This is a genomic window from Helicobacter pylori FD535 (assembly GCF_000296015.2).
GTDB classification, from domain to species: Bacteria; Campylobacterota; Campylobacteria; order Campylobacterales; family Helicobacteraceae; genus Helicobacter; species Helicobacter pylori_CT.
The window spans coordinates 117,999-143,666 of the sequence record NZ_AKHP02000045.1; the positions used below are offsets into that span (position 1 = coordinate 117,999).

The following is a 25,668-nucleotide window of genomic DNA, read 5'->3' on the forward strand; positions in this document are numbered from 1 at the left end:
TTAAGATTACCAAGCATGCCCAAAACTATAGCCGTAATCATAAAGATCACGGATAGGTTCTCTTGGGGCTTGTGGCTCTTTAGTTTGAGGCTCTCTGTCTATGAAATCACGGATAAGATCTTCTACCCTATCGCCTATTTCCCGACCAAGCTGACCCCCAATCGCAGCTCCTGCTGGACCTCTGGCAGCTCCCATTGCTGAACCAATATCTCCTCCTATATCTCTGCCAAGCTGACCCCTTGCCTCTATTTTAGGACTAGCTATAGCCGTATTAGCCATTGCACCGCATAAAACCACTACACAACTGAATGTTCTTAATCCATTCATAACAAATCCTTTCATCAATTGAGATTCAAGGCATGTTTTGCACACCTTGATGAGATATTTATACCACAACCCTATTTAAAATCATTGTTACAAATCAGTAAAATATCACAAAAATCCCAATAAGTGTTTTGTTTCTACTCAAATTATAGGATTAAAGTAAATGATTATAATATTTTAGGATTTTTCATTATTTAAACAAATTAAGGTTTCTTAAAAAACTTAAAATACCCGTTTTCAATGTTGGTTTGAGGGGCGCGTGAAAGGCTCAACGAACCGCTAGGAATGTCTTTAGTGATGGTGGTGCCGCTGCCGATTAAGACATTAGAGCCGATATTTATGGGGGCGACTAGCTGGCTATCGCTCCCTATAAAGACATTTTCACCGATGATCGTTTGGTGTTTGTTTTTACCATCGTAATTGCAAGTGATCACGCCAGCCCCTACATTTGTGTTTTTCCCTATCTCACAATCCCCTAAATAGCTCAAATGCCCTGCTTTAGCGCCTTGAAGTTTGGCGTTTTTAGTCTCTACAAAATTCCCCACATGGCTGTTACAAATCACGCTTTTAGGGCGCGCATGGGCAAACGGCCCCACACTGCTATTGACAATTTGGCTCTCTTCTACCACGCTATAAGCCTTAATATGCGCGTTTTCTATCAAGCAATTCCCAATCAAACGCACCCCTTGCTCTAAAACGCACTCCCCCTTAAAATTCACGCCTTTTTCTAAATAAATGCTACCAGGCAATTGCATCACTACCCCCAAGTTCATGGCGTTTTTTCGCAGTCTTTCTAGCATGATTTCTTCAGCCTTCGCCCTTTCTGTTTGGCTGTTCACCCCTAAAAAACACTCTTCTTTTAAGAAAATAGCGTTAATTGTTTCGTTTTCATTAATTCCTAGAGCGATTAAATCCGTGAGGTAGTATTCTTTTTGGGCGTTTTGGTCATGGAGCTTGGGTAAGTATTTTTCTAAAAACTTTCTTTCAAACCCATACACGCCAGCATTCACGCTTTTAATTTCTTTTTCTTCATCATTAGCGTCCTTTTCTTCTACAATCTTTTTAACCTGATAGTTTTCTAAAACAACGCGCCCATAACCTTTAGGGTCAGCTAAATGGAGTAAGCCTATAGCGTTATTGTGGCTTTTTAATAAGGGGGCGAGAGCGTCTTTAGTGATTAAGGGCATGTCCGCATTCAAAATCAAAACCCGCTCATGTTTTGTGGGAATAGGCGTTTTATCTTCTTGCATGATGGCCCCACCTGTCCCTGAATATTTTTCCACGATTTGAGTGTGAAAAATTACGCCCTTAAAACGCTCCAACACCGCTTCTTTAATGCGTTCTTGTTGGTGGTGTAAGATAAGATGCACATCATCGCTGATTGAAGAAGCCGTCTCTAAAATGTGAAACAACATAGGCTCCCCGCAAATCGTGTGTAAAGTTTTAGGCAGGCTAGAACGCATGCGAGTGCCTTTACCAGCGGCCAGTATGATGACAGAAAGCATTAAAATCCTTTTTTTAGGGAATTTTAACATGCCTTATCTTATAATTTGACTTCGTTTTTCATCAAAGATTTAAGGCTAGAATTTTGCGTTTTTTCATTTTTTTAATCCTCATTTGCCCTTTAATATGCCCTTTAATGAGCGCTGATAGCGCATTGCCCAGCGTCAATCTCTCTTTAAACGCTCCTAATGATCCTAAACAGCTTGTAACCACCCTTAATGTTATCGCCCTGCTCACGCTTTTAGTTTTAGCCCCGTCATTGATCTTAGTGATGACGAGTTTCACCCGTTTGATCGTGGTGTTTTCTTTTTTAAGGACCGCTTTAGGCACGCAACAAACCCCACCCACTCAAATTTTAGTCTCGCTCTCTTTGATATTGACTTTTTTCATCATGGAACCGAGCCTAAAAAAGGCTTATGATACAGGGATTAAGCCTTATATGGATAAAAAGATTTCTTACACCGAAGCGTTTGAAAAAAGCGCTCTGCCTTTCAAGGAATTCATGCTTAAAAACACACGAGAAAAGGATCTAGCGCTTTTTTTTAGGATCAGAAACCTCCCTAACCCTAAAACCCCTGATGATGTGAGTTTGAGCGTTTTAATCCCGGCATTTATGATAAGCGAGTTGAAAACAGCGTTTCAAATCGGCTTTTTACTTTACTTGCCTTTTTTGGTGATTGATATGGTTATCAGCTCTATTTTAATGGCGATGGGCATGATGATGCTCCCGCCTGTAATGATTTCTCTGCCTTTTAAAATTTTAGTGTTTATTCTGGTAGATGGGTTTAATTTATTGACCGAAAATTTAGTGGCGAGTTTTAAAATGGTTTGAGATCAACAAGCATTCAAGCTATAAAAGCTTGAAATTAATTTAAAACTCATAATTCAAATACGCTGTAATGGATCTCCCTGGTGCTGGCTCTCTTCCTGTAGGGCTTGTGCCAATTCCCCTGAAATAATACTTCATGTTGAAAAGGTTATTGATTTGCAAGCTTCCTGTGATTTTATGCCTACCGCTTTGCCATAAAACTGAGCTTACTTGAACGTTCAACACAAAATACAAGGGCAATAACCCCACTGAATTACAACCATACTCTAGCCCCCCTGTGTATTCTGGATTTAAGGGCAAGCACACGGTTTGGCTTTTGGCTTGATTGAGCATAGAACTATAGGCGCGGCTATAAAAATAGCTACTAATACCAAAGGTCGTGTGCTTGTAAGTATACATCATGTCAAATATGAATTGGTTAGGACTCACATAAGGCAAACGCTTCCCTTTAATGTCAAAGGGTTTATTGACAATGCCTGTAAAATAATAAGCAATATCATCAGCGTTAGAAGTGATACGCGCATCAATGTAAGTGTAAGCCACATGGAATTGCAAACCCCTAATCGGCGCGTAATACAATTCCAATTCCACCCCTTGGCTCCTAGCATTCACAGGCTGTGGGCTATAGCCTCCCGCATAGTAACGATTGGCAAAAATCACAAAATAATTGGTATTAAAGCTCAATAGATTTTTATAACTATAGCGTTGCCCCACTTCAATTTCATTGAAAATTTGGTTGTAATTAGTCCTAGTAATGCCTACCATTGTGTGTTGTGGGGGGATAAAACTGCGGCGGTAGTTTGCATACCATATCCAATTTTCCATAGGTTTATAGCCAATGTTAAGGGCGGGACTCCATTCGTTTTGACGCTGTTTTTTACTGGTCCATACGGAAAAATCATGCTTTTCTGGCTCTTTGTTATCGTAGTTTAAAAAGGTGTATCTAAGCCCTGGAGTTACCACCAATTTAGAATCAAAAAGTTCTATTTTATCGCTCAACCATACCGCTGTATAGTTGTTAAACATTTCTTGATTGTTACTAGGCTTTTTAGAAAGAACATATGGGGGCATACGGCACACCCCATCAATAATATCTGATTTTTCGCATGTGCTTTGATCGGATCTAATGAACATGTCCATCGTCATAAAACGCATGCCCACATTAAAAGTTTGCTTAACTTTATTGGTATTAACAACTAAGTTCAAATTAGGCTCAAAAGCGTTCATCACATAACGCCTTAAATGATCAAAAATAAAAAATCCTGGATAATTTTGATCGGTATAAACAGGGCCTAATTTAGGATTGGTATTGACATTTAAATAGTTAGAATCAAATTTAAAATCCCTTGACATGTCATGCCCATAGTAACTGAAAGTGAAATCCCCCCCTACCCTATCCGTGTCCCCAAAAAAGTTTTGATACACAGCTCCCCATCGCTTCGCTCTCCCGCTTTTATCGTTATTAGGGCGGTTATTTTGAAAACGATTTTCATTATAGGCAGCTATACCTAAAGACCCAGGGTCTGTTAAAAAATAGCTGTAATATTGAAAAAAAGCGGTGATCTTGTTGCTATCATTGATTTGATACAACGAATCTAACAAGTAGTTTTGAATGTTTGTGGGGCTGTTGTATCTAAACCCTTGCCCTTTGAGCCAATTGACTTGAGCTTGGATTCCAAAATGCTTATTCATCATACCCCCCGTTCTTAAATAGGTGTTAAAAAGCATGTTATTAACTAAGCTTTTATCAATGTTTTTAGAATTTTGATTGAAAAACCCCCCATTTTCAGATTTGCCCCAAAAAGTGGTCCTCTCGCTCACTTGACTTTCCCACTTGGTAGGAATGCCTTTGGTGATAATGTTGATCACACCGCCAAAAGCGTTAGGGCCATAACGCACGCTCTCCCCACCTTTAGTTACGCTGATTCTATCCACAGATTGAAAGGTTACAGGAAAAATAACCGTGCCAATTTCAACATAGGGCGCGACATAAATAGGAATCCCATTGACTAGAATCATTCCCGTATTAGAATGCCCTGGGCCTCCCGCACCAAACCCCCTAATGGAAATGCTAGGCACAGCTCCAATACCGGTAGAGTTTCTAATATGCACGCCTGGCACATTTTGCAAAGCTTCTTCAATGCTCTGATTCGCGCTTTTAGTGAGCTGCTTGTTAGAAATCACCGTGCGAGAACCCATATAGTTTCTGACTTCCTTGCTCCTCCAGCTTAAAGGCGCTTCTTTATCGTTAGCCACCCCTGAAGCTTCCACCCTTTCCAAATTATGAGTTTTCATAGCATGCGCGCTATGACTTAAAACAACCAAAGAGACCAAAATTCTTTTCATTTACCACCTTTTATGAAAAATGTTCCCTTTTACAATACGGCGAAGTTTATAATAACTCTTATTAGTTGTAACTTAAATTTTGAGATAATTATTATTTAAATTAAATTAATAGCTTTTTTTGTCAAAAATGCCGATTAATGCGAATGTTTATAAAAAGATTGGGATATAAAGAAAAATAAAAATTTTTTAATATTTCTAATGGGGGGAATTTTAAACAAATACAGGGTTTAAAAACCCTTTTATGGCTGGCCTTTAAACCAAAATTTGAGTTGCATAAAAAGCTATCAAGGAAAACGCATACGCTACAACGGTTGTGAAGACGAATAAATACGCTACAAACTTTATCCCCCCAGCTTCCCTACCAAAAGTAATGGTCGCTGCAAAACAAGGGATATAAAACATCACAAACACGATAAAAGCGATCCCGCTAGGCATGCTGACTTCTTTTCTTAAGATTTCTCTGAAAGCGTCCGATTTTTCATTTTGATCCCCTAAAGAAAACAACACCCCCAAAGTAGAAACCACCACCTCTTTAGCCATAAATCCGGTTACAAGCGAAACGCTCAAACGCCAATCAAAATCCATAGGGCTAAAGACTTTTTCTAAATACGCCCCACCTCTTCCTACAATGCTGTTTTTTAAATTCTTTTTATCCAATTTGGTTTTTAATTCTTTTAGTTTTTCTTCTTTAGCTTCGCTTGAAAGAGTGGTATCCTTATCCACTAACAAGCTTTCTTGTTTATAAGTTTTCATAGCCGCATCGCTTTTAGGGTATTGAGACATAAACCAGATTAAAATCGCTCCCACTAAAATATAAGTCCCGGCCTTTTTAAGGTAAGAAAGCGATTTGGTATAGATACTGAAATAGACCATTCTCCAACTGGGAAAGCGGTATTTAGGCATTTCCATGATAAAGGATTCGGTCTGTCCTTTAAACACGCTTAATTTGAGTAATTTTGCCATCACTAACGCCACAACCGCCCCCAAAATATAAATGCAAAACAGCACAAAACCCGCGCTTGAAGAAGGGAAAAACGAGCCTACAAACAGCACATAAATAGGGAGTCTTGCCGAGCAGCTCATAAAGCCGATCACAAAAAGCGTGATCAATCGTTCGTTATAATTTTGTAAGGTTCTTGTCGCCATGTAAGCGGGCACAGAACAGCCAAAACCGGTGATTAAAGGGATAAAGCTCTTCCCATGCAAGCCAAATTTATGCAAGATCCCATCTAATAAAAACGCTACCCTACTCATATAGCCTGTCGTTTCTAGTAAAGAAATCCCAAAATACAACACCACAATTAAAGGCAAGAATGAAACCGTCGCTCCCACTCCCCCAATAATGCCATCGCCCACCAAAGACGCTAAATCTTCATTAGCCACATTTTCTTTAACGCTATCGCTCAAAAATTTAAACCCTGCTTCAAGCGCTTTTTGCGCTCCCCCCCCTATTAAAAAGCTCAAGGAAAAAATGATAAACATAAACCCTAAAAAAATGAAAATCCCATAACGCTTGTGCATTAAAATCTTATCAATCTTATAAGTGTGTTCAAAGCTCGCGTTTTGTTGGTTTTCACTGATCACTAATTGAGCGATTCTTTGAGCGCTCTGGCTGTATTTTAAAGACTCCTTAAAACTTTGAGATGGGACTTTTATGTTTTCATTGTTTGTAGTATTTTGAGAATAAAGCCTGACAATTTCATCTAATAAAAGCTCTGTATTCAAGCGATCTTCTTTGGATCTTGCGCTTGTAGGCACGCACACAACCCCTAATTCTTTAGAAAGCTTTTCTGTATTAATTTTAATACCTTCTTTTTGCGCCTCATCCCACATGTTGAGCGCGAGAAGCATTTTTTTATTCGTGTCTAACAGCTGTGCGCTTAAGGCTAAATTACGCTCTAAATTGGTGGAATCCACCACATTAAGAATGAGATCGTATTGCCCTTTTTCTAAAAAATCTTTAGTAACCTTTTCTTCAGTGGTGAAGTCATTGAGCGCGTAAGTGCCAGGGAGATCAATGATAGTGATTTGATGCTCTTTATGAATTAAATCCACTTCCATTTTATCCACGGTAACCCCAGCAAAATTCCCCACTTTCAAATGGGCGTTGCTCAAAGCGTTGATGAGGGACGATTTCCCCACATTAGGTTGGCCCACAAGAGCGACAATGATTTCTTTCATTTGGTTTGAATGCTCCACATTAAAGTTTTTTAATTTTTGGCTATATCGTTTTGATTTAAAAGTTAGCACTATAGCGCTATAAGACTAATTGTTATATAATAAAAGCGAGACAAGAATGTTAAAATGCGAAAGGAGCGTGTAATGTTGTGCGTGTTTGATATAGAAACCATTCCTAGCGTGAGCTTGTGTAAAGAGCATTTTCAATTAGAAGAAAATGATGCGCTAAAAATCTGTGAATGGAGTTTTGAAAAGCAAAAAGAAAAAAGCGGGAGCGAGTTTTTGCCTCTTTATTTGCATGAAATCATCTCTATTGCAGCAGTCATTGGCGATGATTACGGGCAATTTGTCAAAGTGGGGAATTTTGGTCAAAAACATGAGAATAGAGAGGATTTTACAAGCGAAAAAGAGCTTTTAGAGGACTTTTTCAAATACTTTAACGAAAAGCAACCGCGCTTGATAAGTTTTAATGGCAGAGGTTTTGATATGCCCCTACTCACGCTCAAAGCCCTTAAATACAATTTGACTTTAGACGCTTTTTACAACCAAGAAAACAAATGGGAAAATTACCGCGCGCGCTATAGCGAGCAGTTCCATTTGGATTTAATGGATAGCTTGAGCCATTATGGATCCGTTAGAGGGTTGAATCTCAATGGCGTTTGCTCCATGACGAATATTCCTGGTAAATTTGATGTGAGCGGGGATTTAGTGCATGCGATTTATTATAACCCCCATTTAAGCCAAAAGGAGAAAAAAGGCGTTATTGACAGCTATTGCCAAAGCGATGTGCTTAACACTTACTGGCTTTTTTTGAAATACGAAGTGCTAAAAGGGGCTTTAAATAAAGAGCAATACCTTGGGCTATTGAGCGTTTTTTTAGAAAAATTCCCTAAGGAAAAATCCTATTCAAGCGTTTTTATTAACGCTTTAGAAAAAGAGATTAAAGAGTTTGCTTAAAACCCTATTAAAACCCTGAAACCAGGTAAAGACTGCTTAGAAAGAAATTTTTTAAAGCGTTAGAGATGAGCCTAAAGCGCGTATCTGCTCGATTTTAGATCCCCCACTTGAAGCTATATTATGCAATAACCATTGAACGATAAGAATAATATTTTTGTGAAAAAAATAAACGGATCGCCCTCAATCTAAAACAAAACCTAAAATAAAATCAAACCTGTTAGGGTGTCAATCACCTAAAAGTGATACTATGGTCAATAAATCAACTTAAAGGCAAAGACATGAATGAAGTGGTTATAGTGGCAGCAAAACGGAGTGCTGTGGGGAGTTTTTTAGGCTCTCTAAAGAGCGTGGGCGCTAGAGAAATGGGTGTTAGCGTGCTGAAAGACGCTTTGAATGCGAGCGCTCTTAAGCCTAGCGATGTGGATTCTGTCATTTTAGGCAATGTTTTAGGCGCTGGTTTGGGTCAAAATATCGCCAGGCAGATCCAACTAGACGCCGGCATCCCTAATGACAGGAATGCTTTTAGCGTCAATATGGTTTGTGGATCGTCTATGAAAGCCATTCAATTAGCGCATGATGCCATCATGCTTGGGCGCGATGAGGTGGTGGTGTGCGGTGGCGTGGAGAACATGAGCGCAGCGCCTTATCTGTCGTTTGACATGCGAGACGGGAAAAGAATGGGGAATGCGAACATGATAGACTCCATGATCCATGATGGATTGTGGGATGCGTTCAACGATTACCACATGGGGATCACCGCTGATAATGTCGCTCAAGCATACCATATAAGCCGAGAAGAACAAGATGTTTTCGCGCTCCAATCGCAACTCAAAGCAAGAGCCGCCATTGATGCAGGGAAATTCCAAGAAGAAATCACGCCTATTGAAATAGCGAATAAAAAAGGTGTGGTTGTTTTTAAAGAAGACGAATACCCTAGAGACACGACTCTAGAATCCCTTGCAAAGCTCAAACCCGCTTTCAAAAAAGACGGATCGGTAACGGCAGGGAATTCATCAGGGATCAATGATGGCGCGAGTATTATCATTTTATGTAGCGCTAAAAAAGCGCAAACATTGGGGTTAAAAGCCATGGCAACTATCAAGGGGTTTGGTTTGGGTGGTTGCAGTCCGGATATAATGGGTATATGCCCTAGCATCGCTATTAAAAACAACCTTGAAAATGCCAAAATGAATCTCAACGACATCAATCTTTTTGAACTCAATGAAGCCTTCGCCGTGCAAAGCCTAGCCGTGTTAAAAGAGCTTGAATTAAACCCCAATATCGTGAATGTGAATGGAGGCGCGATAGCCATTGGCCACCCTATTGGTGCGAGTGGCGCTAGGATATTGGTTACTCTCTTACACGAGATGAAGCGTAGCGGTCATGGCGTGGGCTGCGCGTCATTATGTGTGGGCGGCGGGCAAGGTCTATCAGTGGTAGTTGAACAAAAATAAGGAGAATGAGATGAACAAGGTTATAACCGATTTAGACAAAGCGTTGAGTGGGTTAAAAGACGGGGATACTATTTTAGTGGGCGGTTTTGGGCTGTGCGGGATACCCGAATACGCCATTGATTACATTTATAAGAAAGGCATCAAGGATTTGATTGTCGTGAGCAATAATTGTGGCGTTGATGACTTTGGGCTTGGCGTTCTTTTAGAAAAAAAGCAGATTAAAAAGATTATCGCTTCGTATGTGGGGGAGAATAAGATTTTTGAATCGCAAATGCTGAACGGAGAAATTGAAGTCGTTTTGACACCGCAAGGCACGCTGGCTGAAAACTTGCGCGCTGGAGGGGCTGGGATACCCGCTTACTACACCCCAACCGGTGTTGGGACTTTGATCGCTCAAGGCAAAGAATCAAGGGAATTTAACGGCAAGGAGTATATTTTAGAAAGAGCGATTACAGGCGATTACGGGCTTGTTAAAGCCTATAAAAGCGATACTTTAGGGAATTTGGTGTTCAGAAAAACGGCTAGAAACTTTAATCCCTTGTGCGCGATGGCGGCAAAAATATGCGTCGCTGAAGTGGAAGAAATTGTCCCGGCCGGGGAATTAGACCCAGATGAAATACACTTGCCAGGAATCTATGTGCAACACATCTATAAGGGCGAGAAATTTGAAAAACGGATAGAAAAAATCACCACAAGGAGCGCGAAATGAGAGAGGCTATCATTAAAAGAGCGGCAAAGGAATTAAAAGAGGGCATGTATGTGAATTTAGGGATAGGCTTGCCCACGCTGGTGGCTAATGAAGTGAGCGGGATGAATATCGTTTTCCAGAGCGAGAACGGGCTGTTAGGGATTGGCACTTACCCTTTAGAGGGGAGCGTTGATGCGGATCTCATTAATGCAGGAAAGGAAACCGTAACTGTGGTGCCGGGCGCTTCGTTTTTCAACAGTGCGGATTCGTTTGCGATGATTCGTGGGGGGCATATTGATTTAGCGATTTTAGGAGGGATGGAAGTCTCACAAAATGGGGATTTGGCTAATTGGATGATCCCTAAAAAGCTCATAAAAGGCATGGGAGGGGCTATGGATCTGGTGCATGGCGCTAAAAAAGTGATAGTCATCATGGAGCATTGCAACAAATATGGGGAGTCTAAAGTGAAAAAAGAATGCTCCTTACCCTTAACAGGAAAAGGCGTGGTGCATCAATTGATAACGGATTTAGCGGTGTTTGAGTTTTCCCATAACGCCATGAAATTAGTGGAATTGCAAGAGGATGTCAGCCTTGATCAAGTGAGAGAAAAAACAGAAGCTGAATTTGAAGTGCACCTATAGCTTATAAAAGGGGTGTTGATGTTTTTATTAAGGCATTTGACTTCAGCGTGCGTGTTTTTAGCGTCTAAATGTTTGCCGGACTCCTTTGTCTTGGTCGCTCTTTTATCGTTTATCGTGTTTGTTCTTGTTTATTCTTTGACAGGGCAAGACGCTTTTTCTGTCATTGCTAGTTGGGGGAATGGTGCTTGGACGCTTTTAGGTTTTTCTATGCAAATGGCTCTTATTTTGGTGTTGGGTCAGGCTCTAGCTAGCGCTCAATTAGTCCAAAAACTTTTAAAATATCTAGCGTCTTTGCCTAAAGGGTATTATACGGCTTTATTGCTAGTTACTTTTTTATCGTTAATCGCTAATTGGATCAACTGGGGTTTTGGCTTGGTGATTAGCACGATTTTTGCAAAAGAGATCGCCAAAAATGTTAAAGGGGTGGATTACAGACTGCTTATTGCTAGCGCTTATTCGGGTTTTGTCATCTGGCATGGGGGTTTATCAGGCTCTATCCCTTTAAGCGTTGCCACTCAAAATGAAAGTCTATCCAAAATAAGCGCTGGGGTGATTGAAAAAGCTATTCCTATCAGTCAGACGATTTTTTCTTCTTATAATTTAATCATTATAGGGATCATTCTTGTAGGGTTACCCTTTTTAATGGCAGTAATCCACCCTAAAAAAGAAGAAATCGTTGAGATTGACGCCAAGCTTTTAAAAGACGAATACAAGGAAACAGAACTCATTGACCACCAACAAGACAAAACGATCGCGCATTTTTTGGAAAACAGCGCTTTGCTTTCTTATCTTTTGGTTTTTTTGGGTTTTGGGTATCTGGGTATTTATTTTTTTAAGGGAGGAGGGCTTGGTTTAAACATCGTCAATACGATTTTCCTTTTTTTAGGGATTTTGCTCCATAGAACCCCTTTAGCTTACGTGAAAGCGATCAATTATTCTGCTAGGAGCGTGGCTGGGATTTTATTGCAATTCCCTTTTTATGCCGGGATTATGGGGATGATGGCAAGCCATAGCGTGGGGGGTCATTCTTTAGCGCAAATGCTTTCTTTAGCCTTCACGCACATCGCTAATGAAAAAACTTTCGCGCTCATGACTTTTTTGAGCGCGGGGATTGTCAATATTTTTATTCCGTCTGGCGGAGGGCAATGGGCGATTCAAGCTCCTATCATGCTCCCGGCTGGGCAGAGCTTAGGGGTGGATCCGGGCGTGGTTTCTATGGCTATCGCTTGGGGAGACGCTTGGACGAATATGATACAGCCTTTTTGGGCTTTGCCCGCTTTAGCCATTGCGGGTTTGGGCGCTAAAGATATTATGGGCTATTGCGTTTTGACTTTAATTTTTGTAGGCTTAGTCGTGTGTGGGGTGTTTTATTTTTTAGTGTGAGTTTTTTATGCCTAAAACCATGCTCTTTTCAATGGGTAAAGTTTTCTCTTTTTACCCCTTAAACGCTCTTGTAATTAAGCCTTATTTCGTTACAATAACCCCCATAATAACCTAAGGAAGTGTTTTGTTTTTTAAATTTATTTTATGTTTATTATTAGGAGTGTTTGCATGGGCAAAAGAGGATATTCCTACCCCATTAACGCCCTCTAAACGCTATTCTATCAATTTGATGACTGAAAATGATGGTTATATCAACCCTTACATTGATGAATATTACACAGCAGGCAATCAAATAGGCTTTTCTACTAAAGAGTTTGATTTTTCTAAAAATAAAGCGATGAAATGGTCTTCGTATTTAGGGTTTTTCAATAAAAGCCCTAGGGTTACTCGTTTTGGTATTTCTCTCGCCCAAGACATGTATACCCCCTCACTTAAAAACAGAAAACTGGTGCATTTGCATGACAACCACCCTTATGGGGGGTATTTACGGGTGAATTTGAATGTGTATAACCGCCATCAAACTTTTATGGAATTATTCACGCTTTCTTTAGGCACGACAGGGCAGGATTCTTTGGCCGCTCAAACGCAGCGTCTCATTCATAAATGGGGTCATGACCCCCAATTTTATGGCTGGAACACGCAGCTCAAAAACGAATTTATCTTTGAATTGCACTACCAATTGCTCAAAAAAGTCCCCCTTTTAAAGACTCGTTTTTTTTCTATGGAGTTGATGCCCGGGTTTAATGTGGAATTGGGTAATGCGAGGGATTATTTCCAACTCGGCTCGCTCTTTAGGGCTGGGTATAACTTGGACGCTGATTATGGTGTCAATAAGGTCAATACCGCTTTTGATGGAGGCATGCCTTATAGCGATAAGTTTTCCATCTATTTTTTTGTAGGAGCTTTTGGGCGCTTCCAACCCCTTAACATATTCATTCAGGGCAATAGCCCTGAAACTAGGGGCATTGCTAATTTGGAATACTTTGTTTATGCCAGTGAAATAGGAGCGGCTATGATGTGGCGTAGCCTCAGGGTGGCTTTTACGATCACTGATATTAGTAAAACCTTTCAATCCCAGCCTAAGCACCATCAAATCGGCACTTTAGAATTGAATTTCGCCTTTTGATTTAATATCAGTTTAATATTTTTCTTCCTATATGATATTTATATGATATTTTTGGGCAATTTAAGATGAATATCAGTAGCGTTTTAAATGAATTTGTTACTACTTTTCACTTTATTACACCAAATTTTCCCTTATTACAAACAACTTTGAAATAAACGATTTCCATTTAAAAATCAGTCCTACAATTTGAATAGGTTACCTTGATAGGTTACCTCGAGCAACACTTTAATACAAGGAGTCTAAAAAATGAAAGACGCAAGAGTTCAAGTGATGGGTATTGATGCCGGTGGCACCATGACGGACACATTTTTTGTGAAAGAAAATGGCAGTTTCGTAGTTGGTAAAGCCCAAAGCAACCCAGAAGATGAGAGTTTAGCTATTTATAATAGCTCGCAAGACGCTTTATCGCATTGGAAATCAGATGTCAGTAAGGTTTATCCAGAGTTGGTCACTTGCGTGTATTCAGGCACGGCGATGCTCAATCGGGTCGTCCAAAGGCGCGGGATGGAAGTGGGCCTGATTTGCAATAAGGGTTTTGAGCAAATGCATTCTATGGGCAGAGCGTTGCAATCCTACTTGGGGTATGCGCTAGAAGAAAGGTTGCATATCAACACGCACAAGTATGATGATCCGCTGATTCCTTTAAAAAGGATTAGAGGCGTTACAGAAAGAACCGATGTCAAGGGGCAAGTGGTTATCCCAGTGCGTCAAGAAGAGGTTAAAGTTGCTGTTAAGGAGCTTTTAGAAGCAGGCGCGAAAGCCATTGTGATTTGCTTGTTGCAATCTCATAAAAACGCTGAAAGCGAGCGGATCGTTAGAGATATAGCGTTAAAAGAGATTGAAAAATTGGGTAAAAATATTCCTGTATTCGCTTCTGTGGATTACTACCCTCAAAGAAAAGAAAGCCACAGAATGAACACCACTATTTTGGAAGCTTATGCGGCTGAGCCAAGCAGACAAACCCTCTCTAAAGTCAGCAACCGCTTCAAAGAGCATGGTGCTAAATTTGATCTTCGTGTGATGGCAACGCATGGAGGCACCATTAGCTGGAAAGCTAAAGAGCTCGCTAGAACGATCGTGAGTGGCCCTATTGGAGGCGTGATTGGATCTAAATTATTAGGCGAAACGCTTGGTTATGACAATATTGCATGCAGCGATATTGGCGGCACGAGCTTTGATATGGCGCTTATCGTTAAAAGCAATTTTAACATCGCTTCTGACCCTGATATGGCACGCCTTGTTTTATCCTTACCGCTTGTGGCTATGGATTCTGTTGGTGCTGGTGCGGGGAGTTTTGTGCGCATTGATCCGCACAGCCAATCGGTTAAACTAGGGCCTGACAGCGCGGGGTATAGAGTTGGCACTTGTTGGAAAGACAGCGGATTAGATACGGTTTCAGTAACCGATTGCCACATTGTTTTAGGATATTTGAACCCGGATAATTTCTTAGGCGGTTTGATCAAATTAGATGTGGATAGGGCTAAAAAACACATTAAAGAGCAAATTGCTGATCCGCTAGGCATTAGCGTAGAAGATGCGGCTGCAGGTGTGATTGAGTTGCTTGATTTGGATCTTAAAGAATACTTGCGATCCAATATTAGCGCTAAAGGGTATAGCCCGTCTGATTTTGTGTGCTTTTCATATGGTGGCGCAGGGCCTGTGCATACCTATGGTTATACAGAAGGCTTAGGGTTTAAGGATGTGGTAGTGCCTGCGTGGGCGGCTGGATTTAGCGCTTTTGGTTGTGCTTGCGCTGATTTTGAATACAGATACGATAAGAGCGTGGATATTGCCATTCCGCAGTATTCTTCAGACAAGTCCAAAATAGAAGCATGCAAAATCATTCAAGACGCATGGGATGAATTGACTCTCAAAGTGATTGAAGAGTTCAAGATCAATGGATTCTCTGAAAAAGATGTGATTTTAAGACCTGGATACAGGATGCAGTATATGGGGCAATTGAATGATTTAGAGATCACTTCTCCTGTGTCAAAAGCTGCAAGCGTGGCTGATTGGGAAGAGATTGTCAAAGAATATGAAAAAACCTACGCTCGCGTTTATTCTGAATCAGCGTGTTCTCCAGAGCTTGGTTTTAGCGTGACTGGCGTGATCATGCGTGGTGTTGTGGCTACGCAAAAACCTGTGATTCCGGTTGAAAAAGAGCATGGCGCTACGCCTCCAAAAGAAGCCAAAATAGGCGTTAGAAAATTCTATCGTCATAAAAAATGGGTGGATGCAGATGTGTGGCAAATGGAAAAATTACTGCCTGGAAATGAAGTGATAGGGCCTGCGATCGTGGAATCAGATGCGACCACATTCGTGATACCTAGAGGCTTTGCGACAAGACTAGACAAACACCGATTGTTCCACTTGAAAGAAATTAAATAAAGGAGTTCAAAATGGCAAATTTATTGAAAAACGGCAAAACTTTAAAACAAGCTAGAGATGAAATCCTAGCCAGGACAGAAAAAACAGGGCATTACAATGGTCTCAAAAAACTAGAGTTTAAAGAAAGAGATCCGATCGGTTATGAGAAGATGTTCTCTAAATTAAGAGGCGGTATCGTGCATGCCAGAGAAACAGCTAAAAGGATTGCGGCAAGCCCTATTGTTGAGCAAGAGGGTGAGTTGTGCTTCACGCTTTATAACGCTGTGGGCGATAGCGTGCTGACTTCTACGGGTATCATTATCCATGTAGGCACTATGGGATCAGCTATCAAATACATGGTAGAGAATAATTGGGAAGATAACCCAGGCATCAATGACAAGGATATTTTCACCAATAACGACTGCGCGATTGGGAATGTGCACCCATGCGATATTATGACTCTTGTGCCTATTTTCCACGATGAAAAATTGATCGGATGGGTAGGTGGCGTTACGCATGTGATTGATACCGGATCAGTTACTCCAGGATCGATGAGCACTGGGCAGGTTCAAAGATTTGGGGATGGATACATGATCACTTGCCGTAAGACGGGAGCGAATGATGAGAGCTTTAAAGATTGGTTGCATGAATCTCAAAGATCGGTAAGAACGCCTAAATATTGGATTTTGGATGAAAGGACTAGGATTGCAGGATGCCATATGATTAGGGATTTAGTGATGGAAGTCATTAAAGAAGACGGCATTGATTCTTACATGCGATTTATTGATGAGGTGATTGAAGAGGGGAGGAGAGGCCTTATCTCTAGGATCAAATCCATGACCATACCAGGCAAGTACAGGAAGGTAGCGTTTGTGGATGTGCCTTATGCGCATAAAGATATTGGCGTGTGCTCTGAATTTGCTAAGCTAGACACAATCATGCACTCTCCTGTGGAGATCACTATTAATAAAGACGCTACATGGAAATTAGATTTTGATGGCGCGTCTAGGTGGGGATGGCACTCTTTTAATTGCAACCAAGTGTCTTTTACTAGCGGTATTTGGGTGATGATGACTCAAACGCTGATACCCACTTCTCGCATCAATGATGGCGCTTATTTTGCGACTCAATTCAGACTCAAAAAAGGGACTTGGATGAATCCAGATGACAGGCGCACCGGGCATGCTTATGCGTGGCATTTCTTGGTATCAGGCTGGAGCGCTTTGTGGAGAGGTTTGTCTCAAGCGTATTACAGCCGAGGGTATTTAGAAGAGGTCAATTCCGGGAACGCTAATACTTCCAATTGGTTGCAAGGCGGTGGTATCAACCAGGATGGAGAAATCCATGCGGTGAATAGCTTTGAGACGAGTTCTTGTGGGACTGGAGCTTGCGCGATAAAAGACGGCCTAAATCACGCAGCGGCTATTTGGAACCCAGAGGGCGATATGGGCGATGTTGAAATTTGGGAAATGGCAGAGCCTCTTCTTTATCTAGGCAGGAATGTCAAAGCCAATACCGGTGGGTATGGGAAATATCGAGGCGGTAACGGGTTTGAAACCTTAAGAATGGTGTGGGGTGCGCATGATTGGACCATGTTCTTTATGGGTAATGGCTATATGAATAGCGATTGGGGTATGATGGGGGGCTATCCAGCGGCTAGTGGCTATAGGTTTGAAGCGCACAACACCGACTTGAAAAACAGGATTAAAAATAACGCCAGCTTGCCTTTGGGGGGCGATTTTAACCCAACGGATCGCGATTATGAAAAGCACATTTCTCATGCGTCTCAAGTCAAAAGGGATAAGCAATGCATCACCACCGAGAACTGTTTTGACAATTATGACTTGTATTTGAACTACATCAAAGGCGGTCCTGGATTTGGCGATCCGATTGAAAGGGATTTGAATGCGATTTTAGAAGATCTCAACAGCAAACAGCTATTGCCAGAATACGCTTACAAGGTTTATGGTGCGATTGTGAGCCAAAATAAAGACGGCGTGTGGGTCGGCGATGAAGCCAAAACGAAAGCCAGAAGAAAAGAAATTCTTGAAAACAGAAAGGCTAGATCCATCCCTGTAAAAGAATGGATGGAGCAAGAAAGAAACGCTATTCTTGAAAAAGAGGCTTCCAAACAGGTTAAGCACATGTATGCGACTAGCTTTGATCTCTCGCCCAAGTTTTTAAACGATTTTAAAACATTTTGGAACTTGCCAAAGAGCTGGAGCGTGAAAGAAGATGAGCTTGGCGTATTCACCTATGGATCTAAATACAGGATGGATTTGAGCAAATTGCCTGATGTGCGCACAGTTCTGTTGGTTGATGAGAAATAAAGAAAGGAGAATGGTCATGTCAAAATACACACAAGAACAAATTAAAAATTTGGTAGAGGGGAACTTGGATTGGAACACTGTCTTAAAAATGCTTAGCATGCCTAAAGATCATGAAAGGTTTCAAATGTATTTGAAGGTGTTGCAAGATAAGGTAGATTTTGATGATAAAATCGTCTTACCCTTGGGGCCGCATTTGTTTGTGGTGCAAGATCCTCAAAAGAAGTGGGTTATTAAGTGTTCATGCGGTCATGCGTTTTGCGCTCCAGAGGAGAATTGGAAATTGCATGCAAACATCTATGTGCGCGATACAGCAGAAAAAATGGAAGAGGTGTATCCTAAACTCTTAGCCAGTGATACTAACTGGCAGGTGTATCGGGAGTATATTTGCCCGGATTGCGGCATCCTTTTAGATGTTGAAGCCCCAACTCCTTGGTATCCTGTGATCCATGATTTTGAGCCTGATATAGAGGTGTTTTATAAAGATTGGCTAGGCATACAGCCCCCAGAAAGACGCTAAGAGTGCTCAATCCTTTTTTATAAAGAGGCTTTATGCCTCTTTGGCACACTTATAAAAAGCTTGGGTTAATTCAACTCAAGCAAATTCTTTCAATCCCAACAAATTCAGCCACAAATTAGGACTTTTTCAAAATTTTAAGCTCTTTTTCTTTTTTTTTGATTTAATACTAGGTATAATTTTAATTCCATCTAACAAGGAAAAGCTATGAAAATAACACAAGGCATTGCTAACGACTTTTTTGCCCTAACAAACACGATGTTTTCTGTCCTTGTACACCAGCGAAACCACACTTGGGAAGAAGAAAATTGTGGAAAATTACTGCAAGATATTGTCAGTATTTCTCAAAATAAGAAAACGCATTTTATGTGTTCTATCACTACGCTTTCAATAAAATAAAGGGTGTTTTTGACTAAAAAATTCATGTCTTGGATGGTGGTTATTGGGGCTTTAATTTGCGTGCTTTTAGGGGTGTTTATCTTCTTTACCAGCATGTCGGTTAAAAAATCTTTAACCGCTTATCTTAACGCTTATTTGGATCAACGCCCCCATATTAAGGGCATGGGGATTGTAGGCGCTCCTTTTGAATGCGAAGGGTTTTTTAAAATTGCATGCACTTCTAAAGAGATCAGTTTTTTAGATCCTCAAAACTCCCCTATTATGGATTTTAAAAATTTGAGTATTAAGCTCAATTCTTTAGATAAAAGCTCTCTTACTCTTTCTGTCCATTCTCAAATCAAATCCCCTATTTTAGAACAAGATATTCAGCAAAAAATCAGCCAAATCCCCCTAAAAGATTTGAATACCTTATTAGAAAAAATGAAACCCACGCGCTTGAATTGCTCTTTAACATTCAACGCTCTAGATGAAAAAACCTTAAACGACAACTTAAAATGCGATTTGACTAATGCGGAAAATATCCTTGCTTACACTTTTTTTCAAGAGGGTTTAATGGAGACTCAAGAAAATCTATCCCTTAAAAATATTTTTAAAACCTTGAGTTCTAAAGACGCTAAAGCCATAGAAGAGTTGCAAGACAAACTGCGTTTTTCAGCACCAAAGTTGGGCGTTTCTATCCAAGCGCACCATCTTAAAAACCTTTTGGAAGCCTTTTACCACCAACATAAAGAGAGTTTGGGCTTTTTTTCCCCTTATTTTAGTTTGCGATCTCAAACCCCTAGCGTCTCTTATGAAAGCGCGTTAGCTTCTTTAGAAAACTATTTTATAGCCTTGTTCCAATCCCGTTTTAAAGACAATACAGCACTCCAACAAAATTTTAAAGGATTGTTGCAAGCCTTTGTTTCTATGGCTAAAGACAAACAATCCCAAATCGTTCTTAATGCCCAAGCTAAAGACAACACCAAGCTAACTTTTAACGCCTTGTTAGATAGCCTTAGCGTGAATTTCTTTCAATCTTACAAAATAAGCCATGAGTGATTTCAAAGTCCCCCCCAAAGCTAAAGGGTTTAAACGCCTTTTTAAAGCCCTTTTTTATTCTAAAGACGGGCTTAAATGCGCATGGGCTGAAGAGAGTGCGTTCAGGCAAATTGCCATCTTGGCTCTTTTTTGTATCGTTCTAGCGAGCTATTTAGCCAAAGATTTTTTAGAATGGGGGCTATTGATTGCACCTTGTTTTTTATCGGTGGTGGTTGAACTCATCAACAGCTCTATTGAAAAGGCTGTGGATTTTACCAGTAAAGAGTTCCACCCCTTAGCCAAAAAAGCTAAAGACATGGCCAGTGCAGCCCAACTGATAGGGCTTATTTTTTGGGCTTTTATTTGGGGGCGTTATCTTTTAACGCTTTATTTTAATTAAATTTTAGGGAGACACATGCAAGATAATTCAGTCCAAGATAATTCAGTCAATGAAACAAAAAATATTGTAGAAGTGGGGATTGATTCTTCTATTGAAGAGAGCTATTTAGCTTATTCAATGAGCGTGATCATAGGGCGCGCTTTACCGGACGCTAGAGATGGCTTAAAGCCTGTGCATAGGCGCATTTTGTATGCGATGCATGAATTAGGCCTTACTTCCAAAGTCGCTTACAAAAAAAGCGCTAGGATCGTGGGTGATGTGATTGGTAAATACCACCCCCATGGCGATAACGCGGTTTATGATGCGCTAGTGAGAATGGCGCAAGATTTTTCCATGCGTTTGGAATTGGTGGATGGGCAGGGCAACTTTGGCTCTATTGATGGCGATAACGCTGCAGCGATGCGTTACACTGAAGCCAGAATGACTAAGGCGAGTGAAGAAATTTTAAGGGATATTGATAAAGACACCATTGATTTTGTGCCTAATTATGATGACACCTTAAAAGAGCCAGATATTCTACCAAGCCGTCTGCCTAACCTTTTAGTCAATGGGGCTAATGGGATCGCCGTAGGAATGGCGACTTCTATCCCCCCCCACAGAATTGATGAAATCATAGACGCTTTAGTGCATGTCTTAGAAAACCCTAACGCTGAATTAGATGAAATTTTGGAATTTGTCAAAGGGCCTGACTTTCCCACTGGTGGGATCATTTATGGCAAGGCGGGGATTGTTGAAGCCTATAAAACGGGGCGAGGGCGCGTGAAAGTGCGGGCTAAAGTGCATGTGGAAAAGACGAAAAATAAAGAAATCATCGTTTTAGATGAAATGCCTTTTCAAACCAATAAAGCCAAATTAGTGGAACAAATCAGCGATTTAGCGCGAGAAAAACAAATTGAAGGCATTAGCGAAGTTCGCGATGAGAGCGATAGAGAGGGCATTAGAGTGGTGATTGAATTAAAAAGAGACGCGATGAGTGAAATTGTCTTAAACCATCTCTACAAACTCACCACTATGGAAACCACTTTTAGCATCATTCTACTCGCTATTTACAATAAAGAGCCTAAGATTTTCACGCTTTTAGAGTTGTTGCACCTTTTCTTAAACCACAGAAAAACCATTATTATAAGACGCACGATTTTTGAATTAGAAAAGGCTAAGGCCAGAGTGCATATTTTAGAGGGCTATTTGATCGCCTTGGACAATATTGATGAAATCGTGCAGCTCATTAAAACAAGCCAAAGCCCAGAAGCGGCTAAAAACGCCTTAATGGAGCGTTTCACTTTGAGCGAAATCCAAAGCAAAGCCATTTTAGAAATGCGTTTGCAACGCTTAACAGGCCTTGAAAGGGATAAGATCAAAGAAGAATACCAAAACCTGCTAGAGCTTATTGATGATCTCAATGGCATTTTAAAGAGCGAAGATCGCTTGAATGAAGTTGTCAAAACAGAACTTTTAGAAGTCAAAGAGCAATTTTCTTCTCCAAGGCGCACTGAAATTCAAGAATCTTATGAAAATATTGACATAGAAGATTTGATCGCTAATGAGCCTATGGTGGTGAGCATGAGCTATAAAGGCTATGTGAAAAGAGTGGATTTAAAAGCTTATGAAAAGCAAAATCGTGGTGGTAAAGGCAAGCTTTCAGGCAGCACTTATGAAGACGATTTCATTGAAAACTTTTTTGTGGCTAACACGCATGATATTTTGCTCTTTATCACCAATAAGGGGCAATTGTATCATTTGAAAGTCTATAAAATTCCAGAAGCGAGCCGGATCGCTATGGGTAAAGCCGTTGTGAATTTAATCTCGCTCGCTCCGGATGAAAAGATCATGGCGACTCTAAGCACCAAAGACTTTAGCGATGAACGCTCTTTAGCTTTCTTCACGAAAAATGGCGTGGTGAAGCGCACCAATTTGAGCGAATTTGAAAGCAACAGGAGTTGTGGTATCAGAGCGATTGTTTTAGATGAAGGCGATGAATTAGTGAGTGCAAAAGTTGTGGATAAAAACGCTAAGCATTTGCTCATCGCATCGCATTTGGGTATTTTCATTAAATTCCCTTTAGAAGATGTGCGCGAGATCGGAAGAACTACTCGTGGGGTTATAGGGATTAGGCTGAATGAAAACGATTTTGTTGTCGGTGCGGTCGTTATTAACGATGATGGCAACAAGCTTTTGAGCGTGAGTGAAAACGGGCTTGGCAAGCAAACTTTAGCCGAAGCGTATAGAGAGCAATCTCGTGGAGGTAAGGGGGTCATTGGCATGAAGCTCACTCAAAAAACCGGCAATCTAGTGGGCGTTATCAGCGTAGATGATGAGAACCTAGATTTGATGATCCTTACTGCGAGCGCGAAAATGATTAGAGTTTCCATTAAAGACATTAGAGAAACCGGAAGAAACGCTAGTGGGGTAAAGCTCATAAACACCGCCGATAAAGTCATGTATGTCAATTCTTGCCCTAAAGAAGAAGAGCCAGAAAATTTAGAAAACCCTCCTGCACAATTATTTGAGTGATGCGTTTCTTTTTATTCTGTTATTTTTTATTGTATTTTTTAGGGGTTTCTTTGCATGCCCTAAGCCCCCTAGAAGATCAAGAATTTTTAATTTCGTATCGCTTGAAAATCGTCGATTCTAGAGTGATGGGCGAAGAGTATTCTGTCTCTAAGCCTATCGTTAGCCGCATCAAAACAGCCCCCTATGTTTTAGACTATCATTGCTCCATCATCACTCGTAACTTACCCAATTTGAAAAACCCCTTGCTCCAAACCAAACTAGAACGCTTCCTTTTAGAAATAGCGTTAAAAAAAGAAAAAGAGCGAGTCATAGACTGCCTTTTAAAAAGCCAAGTCGCTATCACGCATTATGATCATAGCTATAAAAACGGCACCACTACCACAAGCATTCTTAACCTCAAAGCCTTAAGCGTTAGAGCGAGTTTAGTGGGAGATGCGCTGTTTTTAGATATTTTTAGAAAGGAAGAAGAATGAAAATCGCCATTGTAGAAGATGATATTAACATGCGTAAAAGCCTGGAGCTTTTTTTTGAGCTTCAAGACGATTTAGAGATTGTGAGTTTTAAAAACCCTAAAGACGCTTTAGTGAAGTTAGATGAAAGCTTTGATTTGGTCATCACGGATATTAACATGCCCCATATGGACGGCTTGGAATTTTTACGCCTTTTAGAAGGCAAGTATGAATCCATTGTGATTACCGGTAATGCGACCTTGAATAAAGCCATTGATTCCATTCGTTTAGGCGTGAAAGACTTTTTCCAAAAGCCTTTTAAACCAGAATTGCTTTTAGAATCCATCTATCGCACTAAAAAAGTTTTAGAATTTCAAAAAAAACACCCTTTAGAAAAACCTTTAAAAAAACCACACAAACACAGCTTTTTAGCCACTTCAAAAGCGTTAGAAGAGAGCAAACGGCAAGCCTTAAAAGTCGCAAGCACGGACGCTAATGTCATGCTATTAGGCGAAAGCGGGGTGGGTAAGGAAGTTTTTGCTCATTTTATCCACGAGCATTCGCAACGCTCTAAACACCCTTTTATAGCGATCAACATGTCCGCAATCCCAGAGCATTTATTAGAAAGCGAGCTTTTTGGGTATCAAAAAGGGGCGTTCACGGACGCCACAGCTCCTAAAATGGGGCTTTTTGAGAGCGCGAATAAAGGCACGATCTTTTTAGATGAAATCGCTGAAATGCCCTTTCAATTGCAAAGCAAACTTTTAAGAGTGGTTCAAGAAAAAGAAATCACGCGCCTTGGGGATAATAAGAGCGTTAAAATTGATGTTCGTTTCATTTCCGCTACCAACGCTAACATGAAAGAAAAAATCGCTACGAAAGAATTCAGAGAGGATCTGTTTTTCCGCTTGCAGATTGTGCCTATAACTATCGCGCCTTTGAGGGAGAGGGTTGAAGAGATTTTACCCATTGCTGAAATCAAACTTAAAGAAGTGTGCGATGCGTATCATTTGGGGCCAAAATCTTTTTCAAAAAACGCCGCTAAACGCCTTTTAGAATACTCTTGGCATGGGAATGTGCGAGAGCTTTTAGGCGTCGTGGAGAGAGCGGCGATTTTAAGCGAAGGATCAGAAATCCAAGAGAAAGATTTGTTTTTGGAAAGGTAGTTTGTAGAGCTTCTTTATAAACCATCTGCAACCAGATAAGTTTAATAAGTTTTAGTGATCACACTATAATTTCATGGAGTTATTAGAAAAAGCATTTATCAGAAACGCTTAATTTGGGATTTTTGCTTAAAAGGGTTTAAAGATTGGGGTTCAATTAATGGGGAGTTTTTATGTTAGCGGATGATTTTTTTACATTCTGTAAATGATGATGGTTTCATGGCGGATATTTTTGATGAATTTAATGAATTAAAGGCTAATAAAGAACCACAGAAACCTAACTCGTTCTATTAATGGTAGCTCTTATAAAATCATTGATGTTCTTAACGATAAGGATGGTGATTTTATCAATTGCAGATTGTTTATCGTTAAGGAATTAGTGGTTAATGAGTGTTTAGGGTTTTCTGCAAATATCAGGCGTTTTTTGGATAGAGGGCCTTACAACATTGAGTGGTTGATGAGGAAGTATTTGGGGGTTGGGTTTAGGAGTTACAAGGTAGAGCGGATATAAGGAACGGAATTTATGATCAAATTCCGCTATAAAAAGTGGGGGTCTATGATTGATAGAGAAGTTAAAATGCAATTCCCCAAATATCTTAAAGACTCAAAGAAGACAGCCGTTAGAATGACAAGCCAGGTGTTTTACGAGCTGTTGAAGGGGCCTTTATTGGCAACCTTCTCGGTAAAGATCCCATTCAAGCGATTATCATGCGGAAGGAAAACAATAATAAATAAAATCTTGTTGGGTCTTAATCTTCTTATTTTTTTAAATTAAAAGTCATTTTTTAACCCCTAAGACCGTGCTACAAAAATTATTGCCCCATTAAAATCAAGCTCTTTACTATTGATTATAAAAAATGTTTTTTAGCATTTTTTATAATTTATGATCAACACTTAATGATAATAGCCGTTTCTGTAATGGTTAGAGAGTGTCGGCTTGGTTTCTATTTTCCTTAATGCTTTCTCATCTTTCAAACTTTCATGCGATGATTTTAAAGGCATGGCTTCTTTGCTAACTCTTGCATGATCAAGTGGCTATTATTGCCACTAGCCTTGTGATTTTAAGACAATGACGCTAATGTTTCTAAT

The 25,668-nt window shown here is 40.3% G+C and carries 20 protein-coding genes and 1 pseudogene; 17 read left to right on the forward strand and 4 right to left on the reverse strand.

Annotated features, from left to right (window positions below; translation table 11 throughout):
* Positions 1-6: 6 nt before the first annotated feature.
* Positions 7-327, reverse strand: a complete 321-nt coding sequence (locus DV63_RS15280) for a hypothetical protein (protein WP_001013844.1) — start codon at positions 325-327, stop codon at positions 7-9.
* Between the two features lie 200 nt (positions 328-527).
* Complete coding sequence (glmU, locus tag DV63_RS15285; protein WP_031202623.1) at positions 528-1,829, reverse strand: bifunctional UDP-N-acetylglucosamine diphosphorylase/glucosamine-1-phosphate N-acetyltransferase GlmU; 1,302 nt, start codon at positions 1,827-1,829, stop codon at positions 528-530.
* An 83-nt stretch (positions 1,830-1,912) separates the two neighbouring features.
* Between glmU and fliP the strand changes: the two genes are divergently transcribed.
* Positions 1,913-2,659 carry a flagellar type III secretion system pore protein FliP gene (fliP, locus tag DV63_RS15290; protein WP_001210284.1) on the forward strand — a complete coding sequence of 249 codons (747 nt, stop codon included), beginning with the start codon at positions 1,913-1,915 and terminating at the stop codon, positions 2,657-2,659.
* Between the two features lie 39 nt (positions 2,660-2,698).
* Here fliP and DV63_RS15295 read toward each other — a convergent pair whose 3' ends face one another.
* Entirely contained in the window at positions 2,699-5,002 is a 2,304-nt protein-coding gene (locus DV63_RS15295; RefSeq protein WP_000822108.1) for a TonB-dependent receptor family protein, read from the reverse strand.
* A 252-nt stretch (positions 5,003-5,254) separates the two neighbouring features.
* The gene (gene feoB, locus DV63_RS15300) at positions 5,255-7,183 is read right to left on the reverse strand and encodes a ferrous iron transport protein B (RefSeq protein ID WP_031202625.1); all 1,929 of its coding nucleotides are present in this window, start codon (positions 7,181-7,183) and stop codon (positions 5,255-5,257) included.
* 141 nt (positions 7,184-7,324) lie between these two features.
* Between feoB and DV63_RS15305 the strand changes: the two genes are divergently transcribed.
* The 16 genes and pseudogenes from DV63_RS15305 (at position 7,325) to DV63_RS18565 (ending at position 25,314) form a co-directional block, all read left to right on the forward strand.
* Positions 7,325-8,137 carry a 3'-5' exonuclease gene (locus tag DV63_RS15305; protein WP_000882762.1) on the forward strand — a complete coding sequence of 271 codons (813 nt, stop codon included), beginning with the start codon at positions 7,325-7,327 and terminating at the stop codon, positions 8,135-8,137.
* A gap of 278 nt (positions 8,138-8,415) precedes the next feature.
* Complete coding sequence (locus DV63_RS15310) at positions 8,416-9,591, forward strand: acetyl-CoA C-acetyltransferase (RefSeq protein ID WP_001006842.1); 1,176 nt, start codon at positions 8,416-8,418, stop codon at positions 9,589-9,591.
* A 10-nt stretch (positions 9,592-9,601) separates the two neighbouring features.
* Positions 9,602-10,300, forward strand: a complete 699-nt coding sequence (locus DV63_RS15315) for a CoA transferase subunit A (protein ID WP_001045191.1) — start codon at positions 9,602-9,604, stop codon at positions 10,298-10,300.
* On the forward strand, positions 10,297-10,920 hold the full coding sequence (locus tag DV63_RS15320) for a 3-oxoacid CoA-transferase subunit B (RefSeq protein WP_001206278.1): 624 nt from the start codon (positions 10,297-10,299) through the stop codon (positions 10,918-10,920). Before DV63_RS15315 ends, DV63_RS15320 begins: the two co-directional genes overlap by 4 nt.
* 18 nt (positions 10,921-10,938) lie before the next feature.
* Positions 10,939-12,303, forward strand: a complete 1,365-nt coding sequence (locus DV63_RS15325) for a TIGR00366 family protein (RefSeq protein WP_000479404.1) — start codon at positions 10,939-10,941, stop codon at positions 12,301-12,303.
* Between the two features lie 124 nt (positions 12,304-12,427).
* Positions 12,428-13,429, forward strand: coding sequence for a lipid A deacylase LpxR family protein (locus tag DV63_RS15330; RefSeq protein WP_000465227.1), 1,002 nt, complete (start codon positions 12,428-12,430; stop codon positions 13,427-13,429).
* Positions 13,430-13,675: 246 nt separating this feature from the next.
* Positions 13,676-15,817, forward strand: coding sequence for a hydantoinase/oxoprolinase family protein (locus DV63_RS15335; protein WP_000650635.1), 2,142 nt, complete (start codon positions 13,676-13,678; stop codon positions 15,815-15,817).
* Between the two features lie 11 nt (positions 15,818-15,828).
* Positions 15,829-18,126: a hydantoinase B/oxoprolinase family protein gene (locus tag DV63_RS15340; RefSeq protein WP_001285071.1), complete on the forward strand. Its 2,298-nt coding sequence runs from the start codon at positions 15,829-15,831 to the stop codon at positions 18,124-18,126.
* Between the two features lie 16 nt (positions 18,127-18,142).
* Positions 18,143-18,643 carry an acetone carboxylase subunit gamma gene (locus DV63_RS15345; RefSeq protein ID WP_001885650.1) on the forward strand — a complete coding sequence of 167 codons (501 nt, stop codon included), beginning with the start codon at positions 18,143-18,145 and terminating at the stop codon, positions 18,641-18,643.
* Positions 18,644-18,847: 204 nt separating this feature from the next.
* Positions 18,848-19,039, forward strand: coding sequence for a DUF262 domain-containing protein (locus DV63_RS15350; protein ID WP_000705440.1), 192 nt, complete (start codon positions 18,848-18,850; stop codon positions 19,037-19,039).
* A gap of 24 nt (positions 19,040-19,063) precedes the next feature.
* Entirely contained in the window at positions 19,064-20,077 is a 1,014-nt protein-coding gene (locus DV63_RS15355) for a hypothetical protein (protein WP_050583103.1), read from the forward strand.
* Positions 20,070-20,456, forward strand: a complete 387-nt coding sequence (locus DV63_RS15360) for a diacylglycerol kinase (protein ID WP_001279174.1) — start codon at positions 20,070-20,072, stop codon at positions 20,454-20,456. Before DV63_RS15355 ends, DV63_RS15360 begins: the two co-directional genes overlap by 8 nt.
* Before the next feature lie 15 nt (positions 20,457-20,471).
* Positions 20,472-22,967: a DNA topoisomerase (ATP-hydrolyzing) subunit A gene (gene gyrA, locus DV63_RS15365; RefSeq protein WP_001153770.1), complete on the forward strand. Its 2,496-nt coding sequence runs from the start codon at positions 20,472-20,474 to the stop codon at positions 22,965-22,967.
* Complete coding sequence (locus DV63_RS15370; protein WP_017179821.1) at positions 22,967-23,440, forward strand: hypothetical protein; 474 nt, start codon at positions 22,967-22,969, stop codon at positions 23,438-23,440. Before gyrA ends, DV63_RS15370 begins: the two co-directional genes overlap by 1 nt.
* Positions 23,437-24,582: a transcriptional activator FlgR gene (flgR, locus tag DV63_RS15375; protein WP_000684556.1), complete on the forward strand. Its 1,146-nt coding sequence runs from the start codon at positions 23,437-23,439 to the stop codon at positions 24,580-24,582. Before DV63_RS15370 ends, flgR begins: the two co-directional genes overlap by 4 nt.
* A 355-nt stretch (positions 24,583-24,937) precedes the next feature.
* Positions 24,938-25,314, forward strand: a pseudogene (locus DV63_RS18565) (hypothetical protein).
* Positions 25,315-25,668 lie beyond the last annotated feature (354 nt).